Genomic DNA, 19861 nt, shown 5'->3' on the forward strand with positions numbered 1-19861 from the left:
GCGGTCTGTCCGCCTTCGACGTCAGACTGCTCCCTCAGGCGCCGTCAGCCGTACGGACGCGTCGCGCCGGCCCGTGCTCGCCCGCGGGGACCGCGCCGTGCCGCGTCCGGGACACCCCGCCCGCGCAAGCGCGGGGATCATCCGCATCCGCCAGCGACATGAGGAGTCTCCGCCAGTGAGCGTGAGCCGCCCGGCTGCCGTCATCGTCCTTGCGGCGGGCGAGGGCACCCGAATGAAGTCCAGGCGTCCCAAGGTCCTGCACGAGATCTGCGGCCGCAGCATGCTCGGCCATGTACTGGCCGCGACCGACGAGCTCCGCCCCGAGCGCACCGTCGTCGTGGTCGGCCACGCCCGCGAGCGCGTGGTCGCCCACCTCGAAGACACCGCACCCGACGTGTCCACCGCCGTCCAGGAGACGCAGAACGGCACCGGCCACGCCGTGCGCATGGCCGTGGAGGAGCTGGAAGCCCAGGGCGCGTCCCTCTCCGGGACCGTGGTCCTGGCCTACGGCGACACCCCGCTGCTGCGCGGGCGCACCCTGTCCGACCTCGTCGCGGCCCACGAGAGCGCCGGCAACGCCGTCACCGTCCTCTCCGCCGAGGTTCCCGACCCCGCCGGCTACGGCCGGGTCGTCCGCGACGCCTCCGGGGGCTTCGCCTCCATCGTCGAGCACGCCGACGCCACCGACGAGCAGCGTGCCGTCAGCGAGATCAACTCCGGAATGTACGCCTTCGACGGCGCGCAGCTGTCCGCGGTCGTACGGCGCCTGTCCACCGACAACGCCAAAGGCGAGGAGTACATCACCGACGCCGCCGCGATCCTGCGCGGCGACGGCCGCCCCGTCGGCGCCTCCGTCGCCCGCGAATGGACCGAGATCCAGGGCGTCAACGACCGCGTGCAGCTGGCCGAGGCCCGCCGGCTGCTCAACGACCGCCTGCTGGCCGAGCACATGCGCTCCGGCGCGACCATCGTCGACCCCGCCTCCACATGGGTCGACGCCCAAGTCGAACTCGGCCCCGACACCGTCGTGGAACCCCAGACCCAGCTGCTGGGCCGCACCGTCGTCGACGAGGGCGCCGTGGTGGGACCGGGCTGCCGCCTGAACGCCACCCGCGTCGGTGCCGAAGCCGTCGTGCGCCACGTCTTCGCCGACGCCGCCGACATCGGCCCCGCCGCCGGCATCGGCCCCTACTCCTACCTGCGCCCCGGGACCGTCATCGCGTCCGGCGCCAAGATCGGCGCTTTCGTCGAAGTCAAGAACTCCGCCGTCGGCGAAGGTTCAAAGGTCCCGCACCTGACCTACGTCGGCGATGCCGACATCGGCGTGGGCGTCAACATCGGCGCCTCGTCGGTGTTCGTCAACTACGACGGCGTCGACAAGAACCGCACCACCGTCGGCGACCACGCCCGCACCGGCAGCGACAACACCTTCGTCGCACCCGTGCACGTGGGCGACGGCGCCTACACCGGCGCCGGAACCGTGGTCCGCGAAGACGTCCCGCCCGGTGCGCTGGCGGTTTCGGCCGGAAAGCAGCGCAACATCGAGGGCTGGGTCGGGCGCAAACGTGCCGGAACGGCGGCCGCCGAGGCGGCCGAGCAGGCGCAGGGCGGACGGTCCGAGTCCGCCGAGGAGCGCCGGGATGAAGATTGACTGCGTCAGTGTCTGTGGGGGATCTCTGAAGTGACCGGCATGAAGGCCGCGGGTCAGAAGAAGCTCATGCTGTTCGGGGGGCGTACGCACCCCGAACTGGCGGAGCAGGTGGCCGATCAGCTCGGCATCGAGGTCGCGCCGACGAAGTTCCAGGACTTCGCCAACGGCGAGATCTTCGTTCGCTACCTGGAGTCGGTGCGCGGGTGCGACGCCTTCGTGCTGCAGTGCCACTCCGATCCGATCAACGAGTCGATCATGGAGCAGATGATCATGGTCGACGCTCTCAAGCGGGCCTCGGCCAAGCGCATCACGGTGGTGACGCCGTTCCTGGGGTATGCGCGCCAGGACAAGAAGCACCGGGGCCGCGAGCCCATATCGGCGCGGCTGATGACCGACCTGTTCCGGACCGCGGGCGCGGACCGGCTGATGTCGATCGACCTGCACACCGACCAGATCCAGGGCTTCTTCGACGGCCCGGTGGACCACCTCTTCGCGCTTCCGCTGCTGGCCGACTACGTGCAGTCGCGCGTCGGCTCCCCCGACGAGGCCACGGTCGTCTCGCCCGACTCCGGGCGCGTGCGCACCGCCGACCGCTGGGCCGACCGCCTGGGATCGCCACTGGCGATCATCCACAAGCGGCGCGACCCCGACGTCGCCAACCAGGTCAAGGTGCACGAGGTCGTGGGCGAGGTCAGCGGCCGCACCTGTGTGCTGGTCGACGACATGATCGACACCGCCGGCACCATCGTGAAGGCGGCCGACGCCCTGTTCGAGCAGGGCGCGCGCGAGGTCATCACCGCGGCCACCCACGGCGTGCTCTCGGGGCCGGCGGCCGAGCGGCTGCAGAATTCGCGGATCTCCGAGGTGGTCATCACCGATTCGCTGCCCATCCCCAAGGACCGCCGGTTCGAGAAACTGACCCAGGTGTCGATCGCCCCGCTGCTGGCGCGGGCCGTCAGCGAGGTCTTCAGCGACGGATCCGTCACGAGCCTGTTCGACGGTTGACCGGAGCCGGCGATCGGTCCGGTTCCGGAGCCGGTCCCCGGGCCGGTTCCGGACCGGCGGCCGCGGCCGCCGGGCGGGGTGCGTGTTCGAGGGGACCGGTAGAGCCATTAGACTTGGCCGAGTGTCCCCAGCTCCCGCGGGGACGCGTTGGGCGCTGAACAGGAACGTGGCCGCACCGCCGCGGCCGGTGCGGCGCCGTCGGCGAGTGCTCGCGCCCGATGCGGGTGTGTTTCACGCGGCGCGGTCCGTTCCCGTCGTCGGAAGGCAGCGGACCTCGGCCCCTGAGGACGTCGCGCAAGCGAACCTTGCGCTCCCGCCTGACAGGGGGAACAGCACAACACGGGTACCGGTGGTCGATCGGGATCCCGGGGAACGCTCCCCGAATGCCTGCGGAGGCGGTGTGAGACCGCCCGGCCACGGCCGGGGGCAGTCGCCGGTGAAACAGGAAGTCTCCGCCGCGAGGCGGAGAATCCCCTTCCTTCAGGGAGGGGAGTAGTCAAGTAAAGTCGTGTTCCCCGCGGTTTCGCGGGGACGATCCCGAGGAGTTTTGTCGTGTCCGAGGTACGCATCGCTGCCGAGCCGCGCACGGAATTCGGCAAGGGCGCCGCACGGCGCGTCCGCCGCGCGGGTAAGGTGCCGGCCGTCCTCTACGGCCACGGCACCGACCCTCGCCATATCGCTCTGCCGGGCCACGAGATGATGCTGGCCCTGAAGACCCCGAACGTGCTCCTGCGCGTCGACGGCCTCGTCGGCACCGACAACCTCGTTCTGCCCCGGGCCGTCCAGCGCGACCCCATCAAGGGCTTCCTCGAGCACATCGACCTGCTCGTGGTGAAGAAGGGCGAGAAGGTCACCGTCGAGATCTCGGTGAACCTGACGGGCGAGATCGAGGCGGGCGGCGTCCTGACTCAGGAGCTGGTCACCGTCGAGGTCGAGACCGAGGCGACCCGCATCCCCGAGGGTGTCGAGTACAGCGTCGAGGGCCTGGGCTCGGACGCCCACGTCACCGCGGGCGACCTCGACCTGCCCCAGGGCACCAGCCTGGTGACCGACCCCGAAACCATGGTGCTGGCGATCTCCAACGAGCGCGGCGACGCCGACGCCGAGGAGGCTTCGGAGGAAGCCGGCGCCGAGGGCGAGAGCGAGGCGTCCGAGGAAGACGGCGAGGCCGCCGCGTCCTCCGCGGGCGAGTCGGCCGGCTCCGCCTGACGAATCAGCGTTCGGCACCGGTCCGGGGACCGCTCCGCGCGGGTGCCCCGGCCGTGCCCCCCTGTGCCGCCGGCCGTCGCGGCCGCGCGGCGCGCGCAGCACACGAGGGACGAAACGGCGGACGGCGATGCGCACTCTCCTGCAGCGGATACTGCGGGGCGGTGCGCCGCCGTCCTCCGGTGCGGCAGTGGACTCCGCCGCCGCACCGGCCGAGGAGCGGAGCGGTGACGTGGCCCCGGTCGAGACCGAGCGGTGGCTGGTGGCGGGGCTGGGCAACCCGGGTCCCTCCTACGCCGGCAACCGGCACAACGTCGGCTTCATGGTCGCCGAAGCGCTGGCCGAGCGCACCGGACAGCGGTTCAAGGCGCACAAGTCCCGTGCCGACGTCGCCGAGGCCCGCATCCGCGGGGTTCCCGCCGTGCTGGCCAAGCCCCGTTCCTACATGAACCTCTCCGGAGGGCCCGTGGCGGCGCTGAGCCGCTTCTACAAGGTTCCCCTGGAACGCATCCTCGTCGTCCACGACGAGCTCGACGTCGACTTCGGCGCGCTGCGGCTCAAGCGCGGCGGCGGCGCCGGCGGGCACAACGGTCTGCGCTCGCTCACCGAATCCCTGTCCGGGCCCGGCTACCTGCGCGTGCGCGTGGGCGTGGGCCGCCCGCCCGGCCGGATGGACCCGGCCGCCTATGTGCTCAAAGACTTCTCGGCGGCCGAGCGCACGGAGCTCGGCGTGATCGTCGAGCGCGCCGCCGACGCCGCCGAGACGGTCCTCACCGACGGCCTGGAGAAGGCGCAGAACCTCTACCACACCCAGGCCTGAGCAGGCCTGAGCAGGCCTGAGCAGGCCTGAGCGGAGCGTGCCCGGCGGCCCCGAACGGGTCCGGTCCGGCGTCGCCGCGGGGAGTTCCCGACCCCGTCGGGCGCCGTGCGGTCGCCGGGTGTACCGGGGCCCTGGCGGGGCCGTCCGGTCGGGCGGGCGGACGCGTGGACACGGCGGCCCGGGGAAAGCATCGGACGCGCAGGGCCGCCGGGAGGCTTATTCGGCCACGGGCCGTTACGGTACGCGACTGCGTCATCGCATTTAGCTAGTATCGCTGGCGTACGTTCGCGATTCCGCACCCCTTTCACCGCGTACCGCGGTCAGCCGTATCCGACGTCCGGAGGCCGATGCGGGCCGCCGGATCCGTGCGCCGGCCCGTGCCGCGCATCGTGGACGGGGGCTGTGCCGAGGTGGGGGTTTATGGTCGTCATCGAACGGGTCCCGGCGCAGGCCGCAGGCGCGCCGACCGTCCGCACACGGCCCGGGTGGATGCGTTCCTACGTGCACACGCTGCGGTGGATCGACGCCGCATCCGGGGCGCTCGCCGGGGTGTCGGCGCTGCAGATCCGTTTCGCCCATCCGCTGGATGCGGCGTCGGGCCCCTGGTATCCGCTGTTCTCGCTGGTGCTTCCCGCGGTCTGGGTGCTGGCGGTGGCGTCGGCGGGCGGCTACGCCCACCGGTTCGTCGGGCAGGGCACCGAGGAGTTCCGCCGCGTACTGACCGCGGGCCTGGTCCTCACCGCGGCGGTGGCCATATGCGCCTACGCCGCCCGGATCGACGTGGCCCGCGGGTATGTGCTGCTGGCACTGCCGACGGCGGTGGCAGCCAGCCTGGTGATGCGCTACGCCTGGCGCAAGCGGCTGCACCGGCTGCGTGCCCGGGGGCGGTGCATGCGCGGGGTGGTGGCCGTGGGACACCGGGAGTCGGCCCGCGACCTGGTGCACCGGTTCCGCCGCGAGCCCTACCACGGCATGCGGGTCATCGGCCTGTGTCTGCCCGGCGCCCAGCGGTGGCACGCCGCCCGCGACGACGTGGACGGCTGCCCGGTGCTGGGGTCGTTCGACGACGCCGCCGAAGCCGCCGAACGGGTCGGTGCCGACACGGTGGCGGTGCTGGCGTGCCCGGAGATGGACGGAACCCGGTTGCGCCGGCTGGCCTGGCGGTTGGAGAAGAGCGGAACCGACCTGACCGTGGCGCCCGCGCTGATGGACGTGGCCGGCCCGCGTACGACCATCCGCCCGGTGGCGGGGCTGCCGCTGCTGCACGTGGAGCATCCCGAGCTGGCGGGGGCCAGACGCGCGGTCAAGGGCCTGTTCGACCGGGCGGCCGCAGCGCTGGCCCTCGTGGCACTGGGGCCGCTTCTGCTGGCGCTGGCCGTGCTGATCCGCGCGCGCGACCGCGGGCCGGCCCTGTTCCACCAGACGCGGGTGGGCAAGGACGGAGTACAATTCACCCTCTACAAGTTCCGTACCATGGTGGCCGGGGCGGAGGACCTCAAAGGAGGGCTGCGCCCTGCCGACGAGCACGACGGCGTATTGTTCAAGATGCGCCGCGACCCCCGGGTCACCGCGTTCGGCGGCTGGCTTCGCCGCTACTCGCTGGACGAACTCCCGCAGCTGCTCAACGTGGTGCGGGGAGATATGTCACTCGTGGGGCCGCGGCCCCCGCTGCCCGAAGAGGTGGCGCGGTACGGCCGCGACGTTCGGCGGCGCCTGGTCGTCAAGCCGGGCATGACAGGGCTGTGGCAGGTCAGCGGTCGCTCGGACCTCTCCTGGGAGGAGTCCGTCCGACTGGACCTGCGATACGTGGAAAACTGGTCGTTGACCCTGGACGTCCAGATCCTGTGGAAGACATGGTCAGCAGTTGTCCGCGGAGCGGGAGCGTACTAAGGCCGGTGAGCAGCATCCGAAACGATCATGAAGTCGCGCGCGACCTGGCGAGCGAGGCGGGGCAGCAGTTGCTCCGGCTGCGGGCCCGGCAGGGGTTCGAGGAGCCCGAGGTCCTGCGCACGCTCGGCGACCGCACGTCGCACGAGTTCCTCTTCTCCAGCCTGGGACGCCTGCGCCCCAGCGACGCCGTGCTCTCCGAGGAGGGCATCGACGACCAGGCGCGGCTGACCGCCCGGCGGGTGTGGATCATCGATCCGCTCGACGGCACCCGCGAGTACTCCGAGTCGGGCCGCACCGACTGGGCCGTGCACGTCGCGCTGTGGGAGGACGGCGAGCTCGCGGCGGGCGCGGTGTCGCTGCCCGCTCAGGGCACCACCGTCTCCACGGTCGACCCGCCGTGGCTGCCCGACGAGCGCCCCGCCGAACAGCGGCTGCGCATCACCACCAGCCGCACGCGCCCCCCGGAGTTCGTGCAGCGCCTGGCCACCCAGATGGGCGCCGAGATCGTCCCCATGGGCTCGGCCGGAGCCAAGATCTGCGCCGTCCTGCTGGGGATCGCCGACATCTACGTGCACGCGGGCGGCCAGTACGAGTGGGACAGCGCCGCACCGGTGGCGGTCGCGCGCGCGGCCGGTCTCCATACGTCGCGTATCGACGGCAGCGAGCTCTCCTATAACAGGAAGGACCCCTCACTGCCGGATATTCTTGTCTGTCGACCGGAATTGTCGAATATGTTGTTGGCCAGCATCCGCGGCGTCGCCGAGCGCGACGACGCGGATCCGCACGCGGCGGGATGAATGCACAGCCGCAACCACCCATCGTGTGTGTCATAGGAGCGTGAGGCGGGTTCATGAGTCAGGCCAGTACGGCACCGCTCGGCAGGTACCAGCTGTCCCAGCTGGACTTCCTGGAGGCCGAGGCGATCTACATCATGCGCGAGGTTGCCGCCGAGTTCGAGCGGCCGGTTCTGCTCTTCTCGGGCGGTAAGGACTCCCTCGTCATGCTGCGGCTCGCCGAGAAGGCCTTTTGGCCGGGGGCGATCCCCTTCCCGGTGATGCACGTCGACACCGGACACAACTTCCCCGAGGTGATGGAGTTCCGCGACCGCCGCCTGGAGCAGGCCGGGGTCAGGCTCGTCGTCGCCTCGGTGCAGGAGCAGATCGACGCAGGCAAGGTCGTCGAGCCCACCGGCCGCCTGGCCAGCCGCAACCGGCTGCAGACGGCGGCGCTTCTGGAGGGGCTCGAAACCCACGGCTTCGACGCCGCGTTCGGCGGCGCGCGGCGCGACGAGGAGAAGGCCCGCGCCAAGGAGCGCGTCTTCTCCTTCCGCGACGAGTTCGGACAGTGGGACCCCAAGCAGCAGCGTCCCGAGCTGTGGAACATCTTCAACACCCGGATCAACCCGGGTGAGAACATGCGGGTGTTCCCGCTGTCCAACTGGACCGAGCTGGACGTGTGGGGCTACATCGCCCGCGAGCGGATCGAGCTGCCGCCGATCTACTACTCGCACCGGCGCACGGTGTTCGAGCGCGACGGGATCCTGCTCTCCGACGGTCCCTACATCACCCGCGGCGAGGACGAAGAGCTGTTCGAGGCCACCGTCCGCTACCGCACGGTGGGCGACATGACCTGCACCGGTGCGGTGCGCTCCTCGGCCACGAGCTTGGAGGAGATCATGGCCGAGATCGCCGCCACCCGGGTCACCGAGCGCGGCCAGACCCGCGCCGACGACCGCTCCAGCGAGGCGGCCATGGAAGACCGCAAGCGCGAGGGCTACTTCTAACGGCCCGGCGCCCTCTCCCCACCCACTTGGAACGCGTGCATATGAGTACAGACATTCTGCGGTTCGCCACGGCCGGCTCGGTCGACGACGGAAAGTCCACCCTGATCGGCCGCCTCCTGTTCGACTCCAAGTCGATCTTCGAGGACCAGCTCGACGCCGTGGAGCGCACCAGCCGCGGCCGCGGCGAAGAGCAGACCAATCTGGCGCTGCTCACCGACGGCCTGCGCGCCGAGCGCGAGCAAGGCATCACCATCGACGTCGCCTACCGCTATTTCGCGACGCCGCGGCGCACCTTCATCATCGCCGACACCCCCGGCCACATCCAGTACACCCGCAACATGGTCACCGGGGCCTCGACCTCCGACCTGGCGATCATCCTGGTCGACGCGCGCAAGGGCCTGCAGGAGCAGAGCCGCCGCCACGCCTTCCTCACCACCCTGCTGCAGGTGCCGCACGTGGTCGTGGCGATCAACAAGATGGACCTCGTCGACTACTCCCAGGAGCGGTTCGACGAGATCAAGGACGAGTTCACGGCGTTCGCCACCAAGCTCGACGTCAACGACCTCACCTTCGTCCCGATCTCCGCGCTGCACGGCGACAACGTGGTCGACCGGTCCATCAACATGCCGTGGTACGACGGCTCCTCGCTGCTGCACCACCTGGAGCACGTCCACATCGCCTCCGACCGGAACCTGATCGACGCGCGGTTCCCCGTGCAGAACGTCATCCGGCCGCAGCGCGCCGCCGACCCCGAGCTGCACGACTACCGCGGCTACGCCGGGATGGTGTCCGGCGGGGTGTTCAAGGCCGGCGACGAGATCATGCACCTTCCCTCGGGGCTGACCAGCCGGATCGCCAAGATCCTCACCGCCGACGGCGAGCTGGACGAGGCGTTCCCGCCCCTGTCGGTGACGATGCTGCTCGAAGACGACATCGACATCTCGCGCGGCGACATGCTGTGCCGGCCCAACAACCAGCCCGAGGCCTCCCAGGACATCGAGGCGATGGTCTGCTGGATGGCCGAGAGCCGCAAGCTCACGCCGCGCTCCAAGCTGGTCATCAAGCACACGACCCGCACCGCCAAGGTCATGGTGCGCGACGTCCGCTACCGGCTGGACGTCAACAGCCTGCACCGCGACGAAGAGGCGGAGGATCTCTCGCTGAACGAGATCGGGCGGGTCAGCATGCGCGCCACCCAGCCGCTGTTCGCCGACGAGTACAAGGACAACCGGCTGACCGGAGGGTTCGTCCTCATCGAGGAAGGCACCAACACCACGGTCGGCGCCGGGATGATCGTCCGGGCCGAGTGATCGGAACCGGGGTCGGACCGGTCGCCGGCGGCGCGCCCGGGAGGCCCCGGATTCCCGGATGCGTATCGTAGCCGTTCGGATGCGCACGGTACTAGTCTGCGCCTGTGGACGATTTCCGACTGCTCTACGTCGGCGGCATGGGGCGCTCCGGTTCCACCCTCGTCGAACGGCTGCTGGGTGAACTGCCCGGCGTCTGCTCGCTGGGCGAAGCGGTGCACATGTGGCGCCGGGCGCTGGTCGACGGCGAGCCCTGCGGCTGCGGCGCCCCGTTCGGCGAATGCGGATTCTGGCGGGACGTCGGCGAGGCGGCGTTCGGCGGCTGGGACCGGATCGACGCGGCGGAGGTCCTGGCGCTGAAGGCTTCCGTCGACCGCACCCGCTTCGTTCCGTCGCTGCTGGGCGCCCGCCCCCCGGCGCGTATGGCCCGGCGGCTGGCGGACTACACCGCCCTGTACCACCGGGTCTACGCCGCCGCCGCGCAGGTCAGCGGATGCCGGGTGATCGTCGACTCCAGCAAGCACGCCTCCCTGGCGGCCTGCCTGCGCCACCGCTACGGGCCGCGCCTGCACCTGGTCCACATGCTGCGCGACCCGCAGGCCGTCGCCCGCGCCTGGGGCAAGCGGGTGCCGCGGCCCGACGCCACCGCGACCAGTCCCGAGCAGGAGATGGCCCGCTATTCGCCCGGCCGCGCAGCGGTGCAGTGGGCGGTGCAGAACGAGGTGCTGGCGCGCGTGAGCCGACTGGGCGTACCGACGCTGCGGGTGCGCTACGAGGACTTCGTAGCCGATCCCGCCGGCGAGTTCGCGGCTCTGGCGGAGTTCGCCGGGCACGCCGGCGAGCTGCCCGTCGACGCGGCCGGAACCGCGCGGCTGTCGCCCGCCCACACGGTCTCCGGCAATCCGATGCGCTTCGACTCGGGCACCGTCCGGGTGTCCGCGGGCGCCGCTCCGAGCGGCGCCGTGCGGGCTCCGGGCCGGATCGCGGTATCCGTCCTGACCCGCCCCAGCCGGCCGAGGTTCGGCTACTGAGGCGCCTGGCCCCTCCGGCCGCGCCGCGCCGTGTCGGATTTATCGGGGATGCGGCGCGCCGATGGATTGTGACGTGATGTGACGATCCGTATTCGGGTGATAACTGTTGGACCATGAGGGAGCTGCGGAAGGGGGAAGGAGCCCGCCCGAGCAGCCGCGGCACTCGGCGGGCCCACGGGATCGGAACGCCCGGGCGCTGCGGCGGTACCGCGCTCGCGGTGGCGGTCGCGGTGACGGCGTGCGCCCCCGCCGGGGCGTTCACCTCCGCCCTCGCGCCTCCGGCGGACTCCGCAGGCGCCGTACCCGCCGGCCTCCCCGAAGAGAGCGCCGGCACCCTGCGCCCGTCGTCCGGCGCCTCCGGACCCGCGCCGCCCGACACGGCTTCCGGGTACGCGGCGCCGACGGGATCCGCCGAGGCGGAGTCGGCGCCGCCGCCGTCCGCGTCCCGGCCGCCGTCCGCCTCGCCGTCCCCGCCGCACCCCTCGGCCGACGCCTCCGCTCCGCCTGCGGGCGAGCCCTCCGGTCCCGAACCCGGCCCCGCGGTGCCGCCGCCGGGCGGGGACGCCGCCGACGGCGCCGATCCCGCCCCGCCGGCCACGGGATTCCCCTCGCATTCGGCGAGCGCGGAGCCGGAGCAGACCGCCCAGCCCTCGCCGGACTACCCCGGATACCCCGGCTATCCCGGCCCTGCACCCACCCCCGGGCCGTCGCCCGCGCCCACGCCGGCACCGTCCCCGCCGCCGTCGCCCGAGTGCACCGTCACCGCCCTCGTGGAACCGACCTGCGGCGTGTGGTGGGGAGCGAGCCCGTACCGCGGCGACGTGGAACCGCTGGAGACCGCGGTCGGCCGCCGGCTGGACATCGTCTACACCTGGCACGGCGTCGACCAGAGCCGTGTGCCAACGGACGAGGAGCGCAAGCTCGCCGAAGAGGGCCGCTTCGTCCACGCCAACATCGAAGCCAAGCGGTTCAACGCCGACGGGCACCCCGCGCAGAGCTACAGCGACATCGTCGACGGCCGTTTCGACGACGCGCTGCGGGGCCAAGCGCGCCGCATCGCCGATCTCGGCACGCCGTTCTTCGTCACCTTCGACCACGAAGCCGACGCCGACAAGCGCTACAACACCCGGGGCACACCCGAGGAGTTCGTCGGCGCCTGGCGGCACATCGTCGACCTCTACCGCGACAGCGGCGCCGGAAACGCCGTCTTCGTGTGGAACGTGACCGGCTGGCCGGCCAACCTCGACCGGCTGCCCGGGTTGTGGCCGGGCAACGGCTACGTCGACTGGATCAGCTGGGAGGCCTACAACATGACCGGGTGCCGGCTCCAGCCCGACTGGGACCACGTCGACACCTTCGAGGAGGCGCTGCGTCCGGCCTACGAGTGGATCCAGAACGAAGGACCCGAGCACGGAATCGCCCCGGAGAAGCCGGTGATGATCGGTGAGATGGGGACCGTCCCCATTCCGGGCGATCCCGAAGCCACCCGGGAGTGGTACGCCGACGTCCCCGGAGTGCTGGAGGACTACGAGCGCATCCGCGCCGTCAAGCTGTGGGACGGGATCACCGCGCCCACCTGCGACTTCCGGGTCCTGCAGGACCGCCACGCCACCCGCGGCTACCTTCAGGCCTCCGACCACGCCTACGTCGACGTCCCCCGCCGCGCCCGCGAGGCCGTCGGCGACGCCGTGGAGCTGGCCGACCGGGCGCGTCGGCCCGGCGATCCCGGCGCGCGGTGAGCGGCGACCGGGATCCCGGTGCCGTGCGCCGCGGGCGGGTCCGACCTCCGCGGCCGGCCGCCCGTCCGTCAGACCCCCCGGCCGCGCCTGTTCACAGCGCTCAGCACCGCGCCCGGCGGCAGCCCGCAGGCCACGGCCGCGGCCAGGACGGCGCGCGGTTCGCTCCACCTGGCCCGCAGCGCGGCCGCGGACCACCGCAGGGCGGCGCCGCGCCGGCCCGCTGCGGCCTCGGCGAAGGCGATCTGCCCGGCGACGCGCGCATAGCCGCGCGGGACCAGCCGGAACTCCGGGTAGGCGGTGAGCAGCCAGCGCAGCGCGGTGGCGATCGTCTGCCACCGGCCGCCGAAATAGGACCGCCGGTGCCACAGCACCCGCACGAGCGGCTCGCCCACGTTGCGGATCGGAGCGCGCCGGGACAGCCGCAGCAGCAGTTCGTAGTCCTCGCCGTACCCGCCGGGGATCCCCTCGTCGACGGTGCCGCACCCGCCGATCAGAGCGCTGCGCCGCAGCAGGAACGTCGAAGGGTGCAACTCGGTCAGCCGGGAGCGCAGCAGGTCGGCGAAGCCCACCGCGGTTCGCGGCAGCACCCGGTCGGACTCGGCGCCGTCGTAGGCGACGCGGATACCGCAGCAGACCACTTCGGTGTCGGGCTCGGCACCCAGCACCGCGGCCTGGGCGCGCAGTTTGCCGGGCAGCCAGAGATCGTCGTCGTCGCAGAAGGCCACCATTTCGGTTCCGGCGGCCAGGATGCCGGTGTTGCGGGCGCCGGCCAGCCCCGGCGCCGCCGTGCTGGCCAGCACGCGCACCGGCCGCCCGCCGTCGTCGCGCTCCAGCGAGCGGTCGGGGTCGGCGCCGTCGAAGACCACGAGGGTGTGCACCGTGCCCGGGTAGTCCTGTGCGCGGATGTGATCGAGGGTCTGCCGCAGCAGTTCGGGACGATCGCGGGTCGGTACGACCGCGGTGATAGCGGGCCACTGCTCGTGCGCGTGGGCGTCCGGACGCGGGAGCGGCAGGTCGGGGCGCGGGCGGTGGGCGCCGGTGAGCAGGTCGATGAGGCCGCCCGCCCGGTGGGCGGCGGCCGCGGTGCCGGCGCCCGCGCCGTCCGGCAGCCGGAAGTCGTCGGGCTGGGTCAGCGCCTTGTCGAGGGTGGAGCGGAACTGCTGGTAGCTGGAGCAGGCGCGCACCAGCCCGGCCGCGTCGAGGCGGCCGACGAAGCGCAGTTGGTGGTCGTCGACGTGCTCGCGCAACTCGGGGTCGCGTGCGACGGCGACGGGAAGGTGCCCGGCGTCGCGCGCTTCGGCGACGGTGGCGGGTCCGCCGTGGGTGACCACGGCCGCGGCCCCCGTCATGGCGGCGGCGAGGCCGCCTGGCTCGAAGTAGGCGGTGCCCGCGGCGGACGCGGGTGCGGCCGAGGCCCCGTGCTGGACCAGGACCTCTACGTCCGGCCGGTCGAGCGCGTAGGAGTCGGACCAGTCGATCAACCGGGTGAAGGGGTGGTGGTCGGTGCCCACGGCCACCAGCACCAGCGGACGGCGGCCTGCGTCCGGATCCGCATGCCGCTCCGCTGCGGCGTCGGCGGGGCCGGCGGCGTCGGCGGGGCCGCGCCCGTGCGGGCCCGCGCCGGTCACAGCAGCGGCCCCACGGTCACGGCGCTGGGAAGGAACGCGCGCTGCTCCTCCCACTGGGCGAGGTACAGCCGGGTGAAGGGGCGGCACAGCCGCGTCGTCAGCGGCGGCGTGTCGATGCGGTCGTAGACCTCGATGTAGACGGTGGGAATGCGCAGCAGCCACGCAAGTGCGAAGAACGGCAGCGCGACCCCGGCCCCGGTGGAGACCACGGCCGCGGGGCGGACGCGGGCCAGCGTGCGTACCGCGAGCACCGTGTTGCGCAGCAGGTTGCCCGGATGGCGGGTTGTGGGGTGGTGCGCCGGGCGGACGTCCTCGCCGTCGAGTCGCTGGAGCGCGTCGGCGGTGGGGAAGGTGACCCAGATCCGGCGGTGGCGGATCCACCAGGGCCGCAGTGACCACAACTGGGCGAGGTGGCCGCCGCTCGACGCGACGAAGAGGATCGGGGAGGTCGGCATGGCACCATCATTACACAGCGAAGAGTAATCAATTAATAGCTCAGAGTCATGTCGCGGGTCGGGGAGGGGCGCACCCGCCGATCAGCCGGCGGCGCCGACGGGGGCCCCGCCGCGCCGCAGCAGCAGATCCAGCTCCAGCGGGCCGCGCAGGAGCCACAGCGTCGCCGCGAATCCCGCCGATCCCGCGGCCAGCGCGGCGGCCAGCGACCCCGGCCCCGTCCCCAGCGCCGCGGCCGACAGCGCCGGGACCGCGCCGAACCACACCAGGCAGCTGCCCGTGGCCAGCGCCCATCGCCGGTCGAAGGGGTGTATCCCGGGCGAGCGCACCAGCTGGACCAGGGGGAGCGACTTGCGGACGGCGATCGCACCCGCCCACGCGGCCGCTGCGCCGCTCGCTCCGGCGGCCGGAACCAGGAGCAGGCACAGCGCGACGTCGGCGGCCAGCGCAAGCAGATTGTTGACCAGGTTCGACCGGGTCCGCCCGGTCATGGTCAGCACCAGGTCGCCCATCCCCAGCCCGGAAGCCAGCAGCTGCGCCAGGCACACCACGACGAGCGCCCGCGATCCTGCGGCGTAGTCCGGCCCGAACAGCTCCATCAGCAGCGGCGCGTAGACCATCGCGGGGAGGAACAGCGGCCAGGTCAGGCAGATCAGCCACGCGGTGCTCGCGCGGAACAGGGTCGAGGCGCCGCGGCGGTCTCCGGCCGCCAGCAGCTCGGCCAGCCGCGGCTCGGCCGCGAACTGCAGCGCCTGGGCGGCGAACTGGCCGACCACCGGGAAACGCGAGGCCGCCGTGAACACCGCCGCTTCGGCGGCTCCGGCCAATGCAGCCGTGAACACCACGCCCGCGCGTTGGATGCCCAGCTGGGCGATCCCGGCCGCCGAGCGGGGCAGCGAGAACGCCCAGAACGCGCGGGGCGATACCTGCTCCCCGGCACCGTCGGACGGCTCACCCGCCCCGGCCGTCCCCGGCGAGCCGGGGGAGACCGGAAGCACTGCGGGGCCGGGTGGTGCCTCCGGACGGTGCGCGCCGACGACACGGCGCATCCACCACCACGCCAGCACCGCCGCCGGCAGATACGGCCCCGCCCAGGCCACCGCCAGCAGGCCGGCGGACCCGGTCGCCGCCGCCGTGCAGACGAGGGCCAGCTGGCCCAGCGGGCGGCCGAGCTTGTCCAGCAGCACCCCCGCCCGCATCACGTGGTAAGCCCGGGTTGCCGCGAGCGCTGCTTCGGTGACCACCGCGAAAGGCAGGAAGACGGCCAGCAGCCGCAGGTAGGTCGCCGCGTCCGGCTCGCCGATGAGTCCGGCCAGGTCGTCGGCGAGTACCGCCATCGCGGCCGCGGCCCCCAGCGATGCGGCCACCGCCGGGCCCAGGGCGGTGCGCAGCACCCGCGCAGCCGCGTGCCCGGTACCGCGGGCCTGCATCCGGGACAGGAAGTAGACCAGGCCGCTGGGAGTGCCCAGGCCGGCCACGGCGGAGCCGATCAGGAACACCGAGGTCGCCGCGAACAGCACCCCCGCCGTATCCGGGGAGAACCCGCGAGTGATCGCGACGACGAGCCCCAGGTTCAGCAGAGCGCCGCCGGCGGCGCCGGCCATGTTCAACGCGCCGCCGCGGGCGACCCGGCCCAGTCCCGTCCGGTCGCGCGCCGCGGTGCTCACTCCCGCCATACCGGAGCCCGCCCCCACCACACGGCGAGCTCCCGGTCGGGACCGGCGAAATACGCGTCCAGCCGGGCGCGCATCCCGGCGGGCATCCCCTCGCGGGGGCGCGCGTTGCGCCGGCCGAACCGGATGCGTTCGCAGTGGGTGATGCCCAGGAAGTCCTCGACGCCGGCGAAGACGCGTTCGGGATCGGCGAAGAACGCCTCGCTCTCGACGAGGTGAATCCGGTGGCGCCCCAGGTGCCGCTCCAGCCGCTGCAGCTGCTCGGCGTAGCGGCCGCGCGCCAGGTAGGCGTGGTGCTGGTGGGAGTGCGAATGCGCCGCCGGGTCGGTGCGCAACCGCTCCTCCTCGCCGTTCAGCCGATCGGCCTCCAGCTCCAGCGCGCGCTCGAACGGCTCCGTCTCGAACCCGCGCGCGAGTTCGTGGCTGTGCGCCGAGTAGGCGCGCTCGGCCGGGTCGCGGAGCATGACCACCGCCTTCACCCCCGGCAGGTCGCGCGCCAGCCGCTCGGCCGCCAGCGGATGGAACAGGTAGTACGGGCTGGACTCGCCCACCTCGATGCGCGGGCGCCCGCTGCCCGGGCGGACCAGGACGCGCAGCGGGAAGTGCCCGCGGTACCAGTCCAGCCCGTGGTGGTAGCCGGTGTCGAAGTAGTGCACCCCCTTGCGCAGCGGCGGGCCCGCGACCTGGGGATGCTGGGCCAGGGATCGGAACAGCGACGTGGTGCCGCACCGCTGCGCGCCGGCCACGACGAACGTGGGCAGGGTGCGTACGCCGCGCGTCGCCTGCCCGAGCGCTGCGTGCACCGAGCGCACCGAATACTTGACGGGTTCCGGCAGCGGCAGCCGGCCGGTGGTGGTGTCGGGCATCGGGGACCTTCCCGTGGACCGTGCGTGGGGCCGGTGCCGCCCGCGGGCCGGAGCCGGTGCGGGCGGGCGGCCGGGCTCATCCGGCGTCGTGGATCTCGCGGGCGGCGCGGTCCTGCAGGCCGGCCAGCGCCGGAAGCAGCCAGTCGTCGACCGCAGCCATGCGCGAACCCGCCTCGGCCTGCCGGTCGTGCAAATACCGCGTCGCCAGGTCGATCAGGTACAGGGCCATGACCGTCGCCTCCGTGCCCGGGGCGACGCCGGCCGCGGACAGGAGCGGATCGCGCAGCAGGCGCGCACCGGTGTCCAGCCAGCGGTGCACACCCGGATGCACCCCGTGCTGCACGCACTCGTTGAGTTCGTAGTGCAGCGCGTCGAATCCCACGGGCACGCCGAAGGCGAGCCGCTCCCAGTCCCACACGAACGCGCGCCGCGGGGTGGCGGCGACGTTCCACCTGGTCAGGTCGCCGTGCCAGGCGCCGAACGGAAGGTGGGCGTCGGGCAGCCGGTCCAGGCACGCGCGCAGCGGAGCGGTCTCGGGACGCTCGCCCAGCGCCGCGATCCGCTCGGCCAGCGACGCGCGGTAGGGGCTCTGCGACAGCGGCAGCACCCGAACCGGCTCCAAGGCGCTGATCTGCACTACGCAGCGCAGCAGCTGGCGCGGGGTGGGCCGGTCGGTCTGGGAGCCGACCGGCAGCGCGTCCTGCACCAGCAGCGGACGGCCGTTCCATTCGCCCTCGTGCAGCAGCCGCGGCACGGTGATCTCCGGCAGGCGCGCGTGCGTCAGCCGCTCCAGCGCGCGGGTCTCCGAACGCACCAGGCGCGAGGTCAGCTCGTCGACCCCGATCTTCGCGTAGCCCACGGTGCGCCCCGCCGGAGTGAGCAGCAGCAGGACGGGCTTGCGGTTGGCCCGCGGCGGCCCGACATGGACCGCGATGACCACGCGGCGGTCCAGCGCCGCCGACAGCGCGTGCTCGACGGTGCGGCCGGGTCCCACGTGCAGTCGGTCGCGCAGCAGCAGCGGCGCCAGACCGCTGGCGAAAGCCAGCGTGAGTGCTGTCGCGCGCAGCCGCTCCCGGAGCGAGTGGCACTGGGAGAAGGCGGCGATCGCGCGGGTGGCGGCGTAGCGGTCGGCCACCGGCAGGATCACCCGCGGATCGTGTGCCGAGGGCACCGGAAGGTACGCGCGGGTCCCCGCGTGCGGCGAGCCGCCGCGGGTCCTCCGCGGCTCTCCGCGCCCCAGCAGCCCGCCGCACGGCCACAGCACCTCGGCCAGGCCGGTCAGATACGTCGTCTCGCCGTTCACCGCGCACCTCCCGGCACGGCCGAGGCGCCGCCGGCCCCGGCCGAGCGCCGCCACAGCAGGGCGACGCCGATCATCGTGACGGCCAGCGGCGCCGCGAGCGCGACGTAGAAGAACATGTACCAGAGCAGCAGCAGGATCGACAGCAGCGCCGCCGAACCCGTCACGGAGGTCGCGTGGCGGTAGCGCCACAGCGCCTGGGCGAAGAACGCGAGGAACAGCGCGGCGCCCACCCATCCGTTGGCCACCAGCAGCAGCCAGAACTGGCCGTTGTTGCCGATGGTGTGGTTGCCGCAGTCGGGGCAGTCCGGCGAGGGCCCGATCGCGATCGACTGCGGACTGCCCGCCATGTCCCGCGTCGTCCCCCAGCCCACCACCGGCGAAGCGTTGGCGGCCCGCACGGCCGCGGCGCTGCTCGCGGCACGGCCGCCGTCGCTGTGCGGACTGTCGAGCCGCTCGTGGACCACGTCCGTCAGCGGCGACAGCAGTACGGCCAGCAGCGCGGCGGCCGCGGCGGCGCCCGTGGCCGCCACCGCCGCGGCGTTGCCCCGCCGCAGCAGCTGGAGCAGCACGAAGGCCGAGGACAGCGCCAGGCCCGCCCACACCGCCCGGTTCAGCGAGTAGACGACCGGGACGGCCGCCGCCGCGATCGCCGCGACCGCGATGCAGACCCGCACCCGGTCGGCGCGGGAGCGCCGCGCCGCTCCCGCCCGGCCGGCCGCCGGCTCCCGGGCCCCCATCCAGCCCGCCACCAGCCACACCAGCAGCAGCGACAGCATGTTGCCCCAGGTGTTGGTGTACTCCCACGGGGCCTTCGGACGCGCGGACTCATAGCCGAGAACCTCCATGACCTGGGATGAAGCGGGGTGGATGAGGTCCTGCACGTAGGGGTGGGCGGCCAGCCCGGCCGGAAGCAGCAGTTCCATCGGCGACGTGAACTCGAAACGCGGAGCCGCCAGGCCCAGCAACCCGCCGGCGACGGTCGCCAGGCACAGCCACCCCAGCGCTCGCGCTACGTCCGTATCGCTCAGCTCGCGGCGGCCGAGGTTGCCGACGTAGAGGAGCAGGACGGTCAGCGCGAGATACCCGGCCAGCCGCGCCAACGCCCCCGCCGGGCCGCCGCTGCCGGGAACCGTGCCCGCAGGCGTGGCGCCGACGAGGGTGAGCCCGGCGGCGCACCACAGCAGGAACAGCGCCCACAGCCCGAACCCGGGCGGCAGCCGGAGGCCGACGGTCCGGTGGCGCCGCACCAGTGCGACGGCCATCGGTACGGCGAACACGACGAACGCGAACCGGCCCAGTCCCAGCGCCCACCACAGCGGGTACCCGGCCAGCAGCCACAGCACCGGCCATCCGGGGCGCAGCAGGCGGTGCAGCAGACGCGCCGGCGCGCTCTCCGCGGCACCGGCCGGATCGGGCCGTGCGGGAGAGGCGCCCGCGGCGGCCGCCGTGCCGCCGCCGGCCGGCGGGCGCCCGCCGGTGCGCACGGGGGACAGGTCGTCGGACATC

At 73.1% G+C, this 19861-nt stretch carries 16 protein-coding genes; 10 read left to right on the forward strand and 6 right to left on the reverse strand.

The features are described from left to right. Positions 1-175: 175 nt before the first annotated feature. From glmU to HNR25_RS16275, 10 genes are all read left to right on the forward strand, one after another. Positions 176-1651: a bifunctional UDP-N-acetylglucosamine diphosphorylase/glucosamine-1-phosphate N-acetyltransferase GlmU gene (glmU, locus tag HNR25_RS16230; protein ID WP_184636386.1), complete on the forward strand. Its 1476-nt coding sequence runs from the start codon at positions 176-178 to the stop codon at positions 1649-1651. Between the two features lie 30 nt (positions 1652-1681). Further along, positions 1682-2656: a ribose-phosphate diphosphokinase gene (locus HNR25_RS16235; protein ID WP_184636388.1), complete on the forward strand. Its 975-nt coding sequence runs from the start codon at positions 1682-1684 to the stop codon at positions 2654-2656. A 552-nt stretch (positions 2657-3208) separates the two neighbouring features. After that, positions 3209-3865 carry a 50S ribosomal protein L25/general stress protein Ctc gene (locus tag HNR25_RS16240; protein WP_184636390.1) on the forward strand — a complete coding sequence of 219 codons (657 nt, stop codon included), beginning with the start codon at positions 3209-3211 and terminating at the stop codon, positions 3863-3865. Positions 3866-3992: 127 nt separating this feature from the next. Then, a complete protein-coding gene (gene pth / locus HNR25_RS16245; RefSeq protein WP_184636392.1) occupies positions 3993-4682 on the forward strand; it encodes an aminoacyl-tRNA hydrolase in 690 nt (229 codons plus the stop codon). A 420-nt stretch (positions 4683-5102) separates the two neighbouring features. Further along, on the forward strand, positions 5103-6572 hold the full coding sequence (locus HNR25_RS16250) for a sugar transferase (protein ID WP_246463692.1): 1470 nt from the start codon (positions 5103-5105) through the stop codon (positions 6570-6572). 5 nt (positions 6573-6577) lie between these two features. Further along, positions 6578-7369 carry a 3'(2'),5'-bisphosphate nucleotidase CysQ gene (locus HNR25_RS16255; RefSeq protein ID WP_312862575.1) on the forward strand — a complete coding sequence of 264 codons (792 nt, stop codon included), beginning with the start codon at positions 6578-6580 and terminating at the stop codon, positions 7367-7369. Between the two features lie 53 nt (positions 7370-7422). After that, positions 7423-8355, forward strand: a complete 933-nt coding sequence (gene cysD / locus HNR25_RS16260; protein ID WP_184636396.1) for a sulfate adenylyltransferase subunit CysD — start codon at positions 7423-7425, stop codon at positions 8353-8355. Between the two features lie 41 nt (positions 8356-8396). Then, positions 8397-9665 (forward strand): sulfate adenylyltransferase subunit 1, encoded by a 1269-nt coding sequence (locus HNR25_RS16265; protein WP_184636398.1) that lies wholly within the window; start codon positions 8397-8399, stop codon positions 9663-9665. 137 nt (positions 9666-9802) lie between these two features. Then, positions 9803-10693 carry a sulfotransferase gene (locus HNR25_RS16270; RefSeq protein ID WP_184639406.1) on the forward strand — a complete coding sequence of 297 codons (891 nt, stop codon included), beginning with the start codon at positions 9803-9805 and terminating at the stop codon, positions 10691-10693. Positions 10694-10911: 218 nt separating this feature from the next. Then, the gene (locus HNR25_RS16275) at positions 10912-12432 is read left to right on the forward strand and encodes a glycoside hydrolase family 26 protein (protein WP_312862576.1); all 1521 of its coding nucleotides are present in this window, start codon (positions 10912-10914) and stop codon (positions 12430-12432) included. Between the two features lie 68 nt (positions 12433-12500). Here the strand turns inward: HNR25_RS16275 and HNR25_RS16280 are convergent, their stop codons facing one another. The 6 genes from HNR25_RS16280 to HNR25_RS16305 form a co-directional block, all read right to left on the reverse strand. Then, positions 12501-13955 carry a glycosyltransferase gene (locus HNR25_RS16280; protein WP_312862733.1) on the reverse strand — a complete coding sequence of 485 codons (1455 nt, stop codon included), beginning with the start codon at positions 13953-13955 and terminating at the stop codon, positions 12501-12503. Positions 13956-14056: 101 nt separating this feature from the next. After that, positions 14057-14515 (reverse strand): glycosyltransferase family 28 protein, encoded by a 459-nt coding sequence (locus tag HNR25_RS16285; RefSeq protein ID WP_184636402.1) that lies wholly within the window; start codon positions 14513-14515, stop codon positions 14057-14059. Positions 14516-14596: 81 nt separating this feature from the next. Beyond that, positions 14597-16189: a lipopolysaccharide biosynthesis protein gene (locus HNR25_RS16290; RefSeq protein WP_184636404.1), complete on the reverse strand. Its 1593-nt coding sequence runs from the start codon at positions 16187-16189 to the stop codon at positions 14597-14599. Next, a complete protein-coding gene (locus HNR25_RS16295) occupies positions 16177-17052 on the reverse strand; it encodes a sulfotransferase family protein (protein ID WP_184636406.1) in 876 nt (291 codons plus the stop codon). The genes HNR25_RS16290 and HNR25_RS16295 overlap by 13 nt, the downstream gene beginning before the upstream one ends. Before the next feature lie 76 nt (positions 17053-17128). Beyond that, positions 17129-18355, reverse strand: coding sequence for a phosphotransferase (locus HNR25_RS16300; RefSeq protein WP_184636408.1), 1227 nt, complete (start codon positions 18353-18355; stop codon positions 17129-17131). Further along, entirely contained in the window at positions 18352-19860 is a 1509-nt protein-coding gene (locus HNR25_RS16305) for a ligase (protein ID WP_246463694.1), read from the reverse strand. The genes HNR25_RS16300 and HNR25_RS16305 overlap by 4 nt, the downstream gene beginning before the upstream one ends. Position 19861: the final 1 nt, after the last annotated feature.

This window comes from Streptomonospora salina (assembly GCF_014204715.1).
Classification (GTDB): Bacteria; Actinomycetota; Actinomycetes; order Streptosporangiales; family Streptosporangiaceae; genus Streptomonospora; species Streptomonospora salina.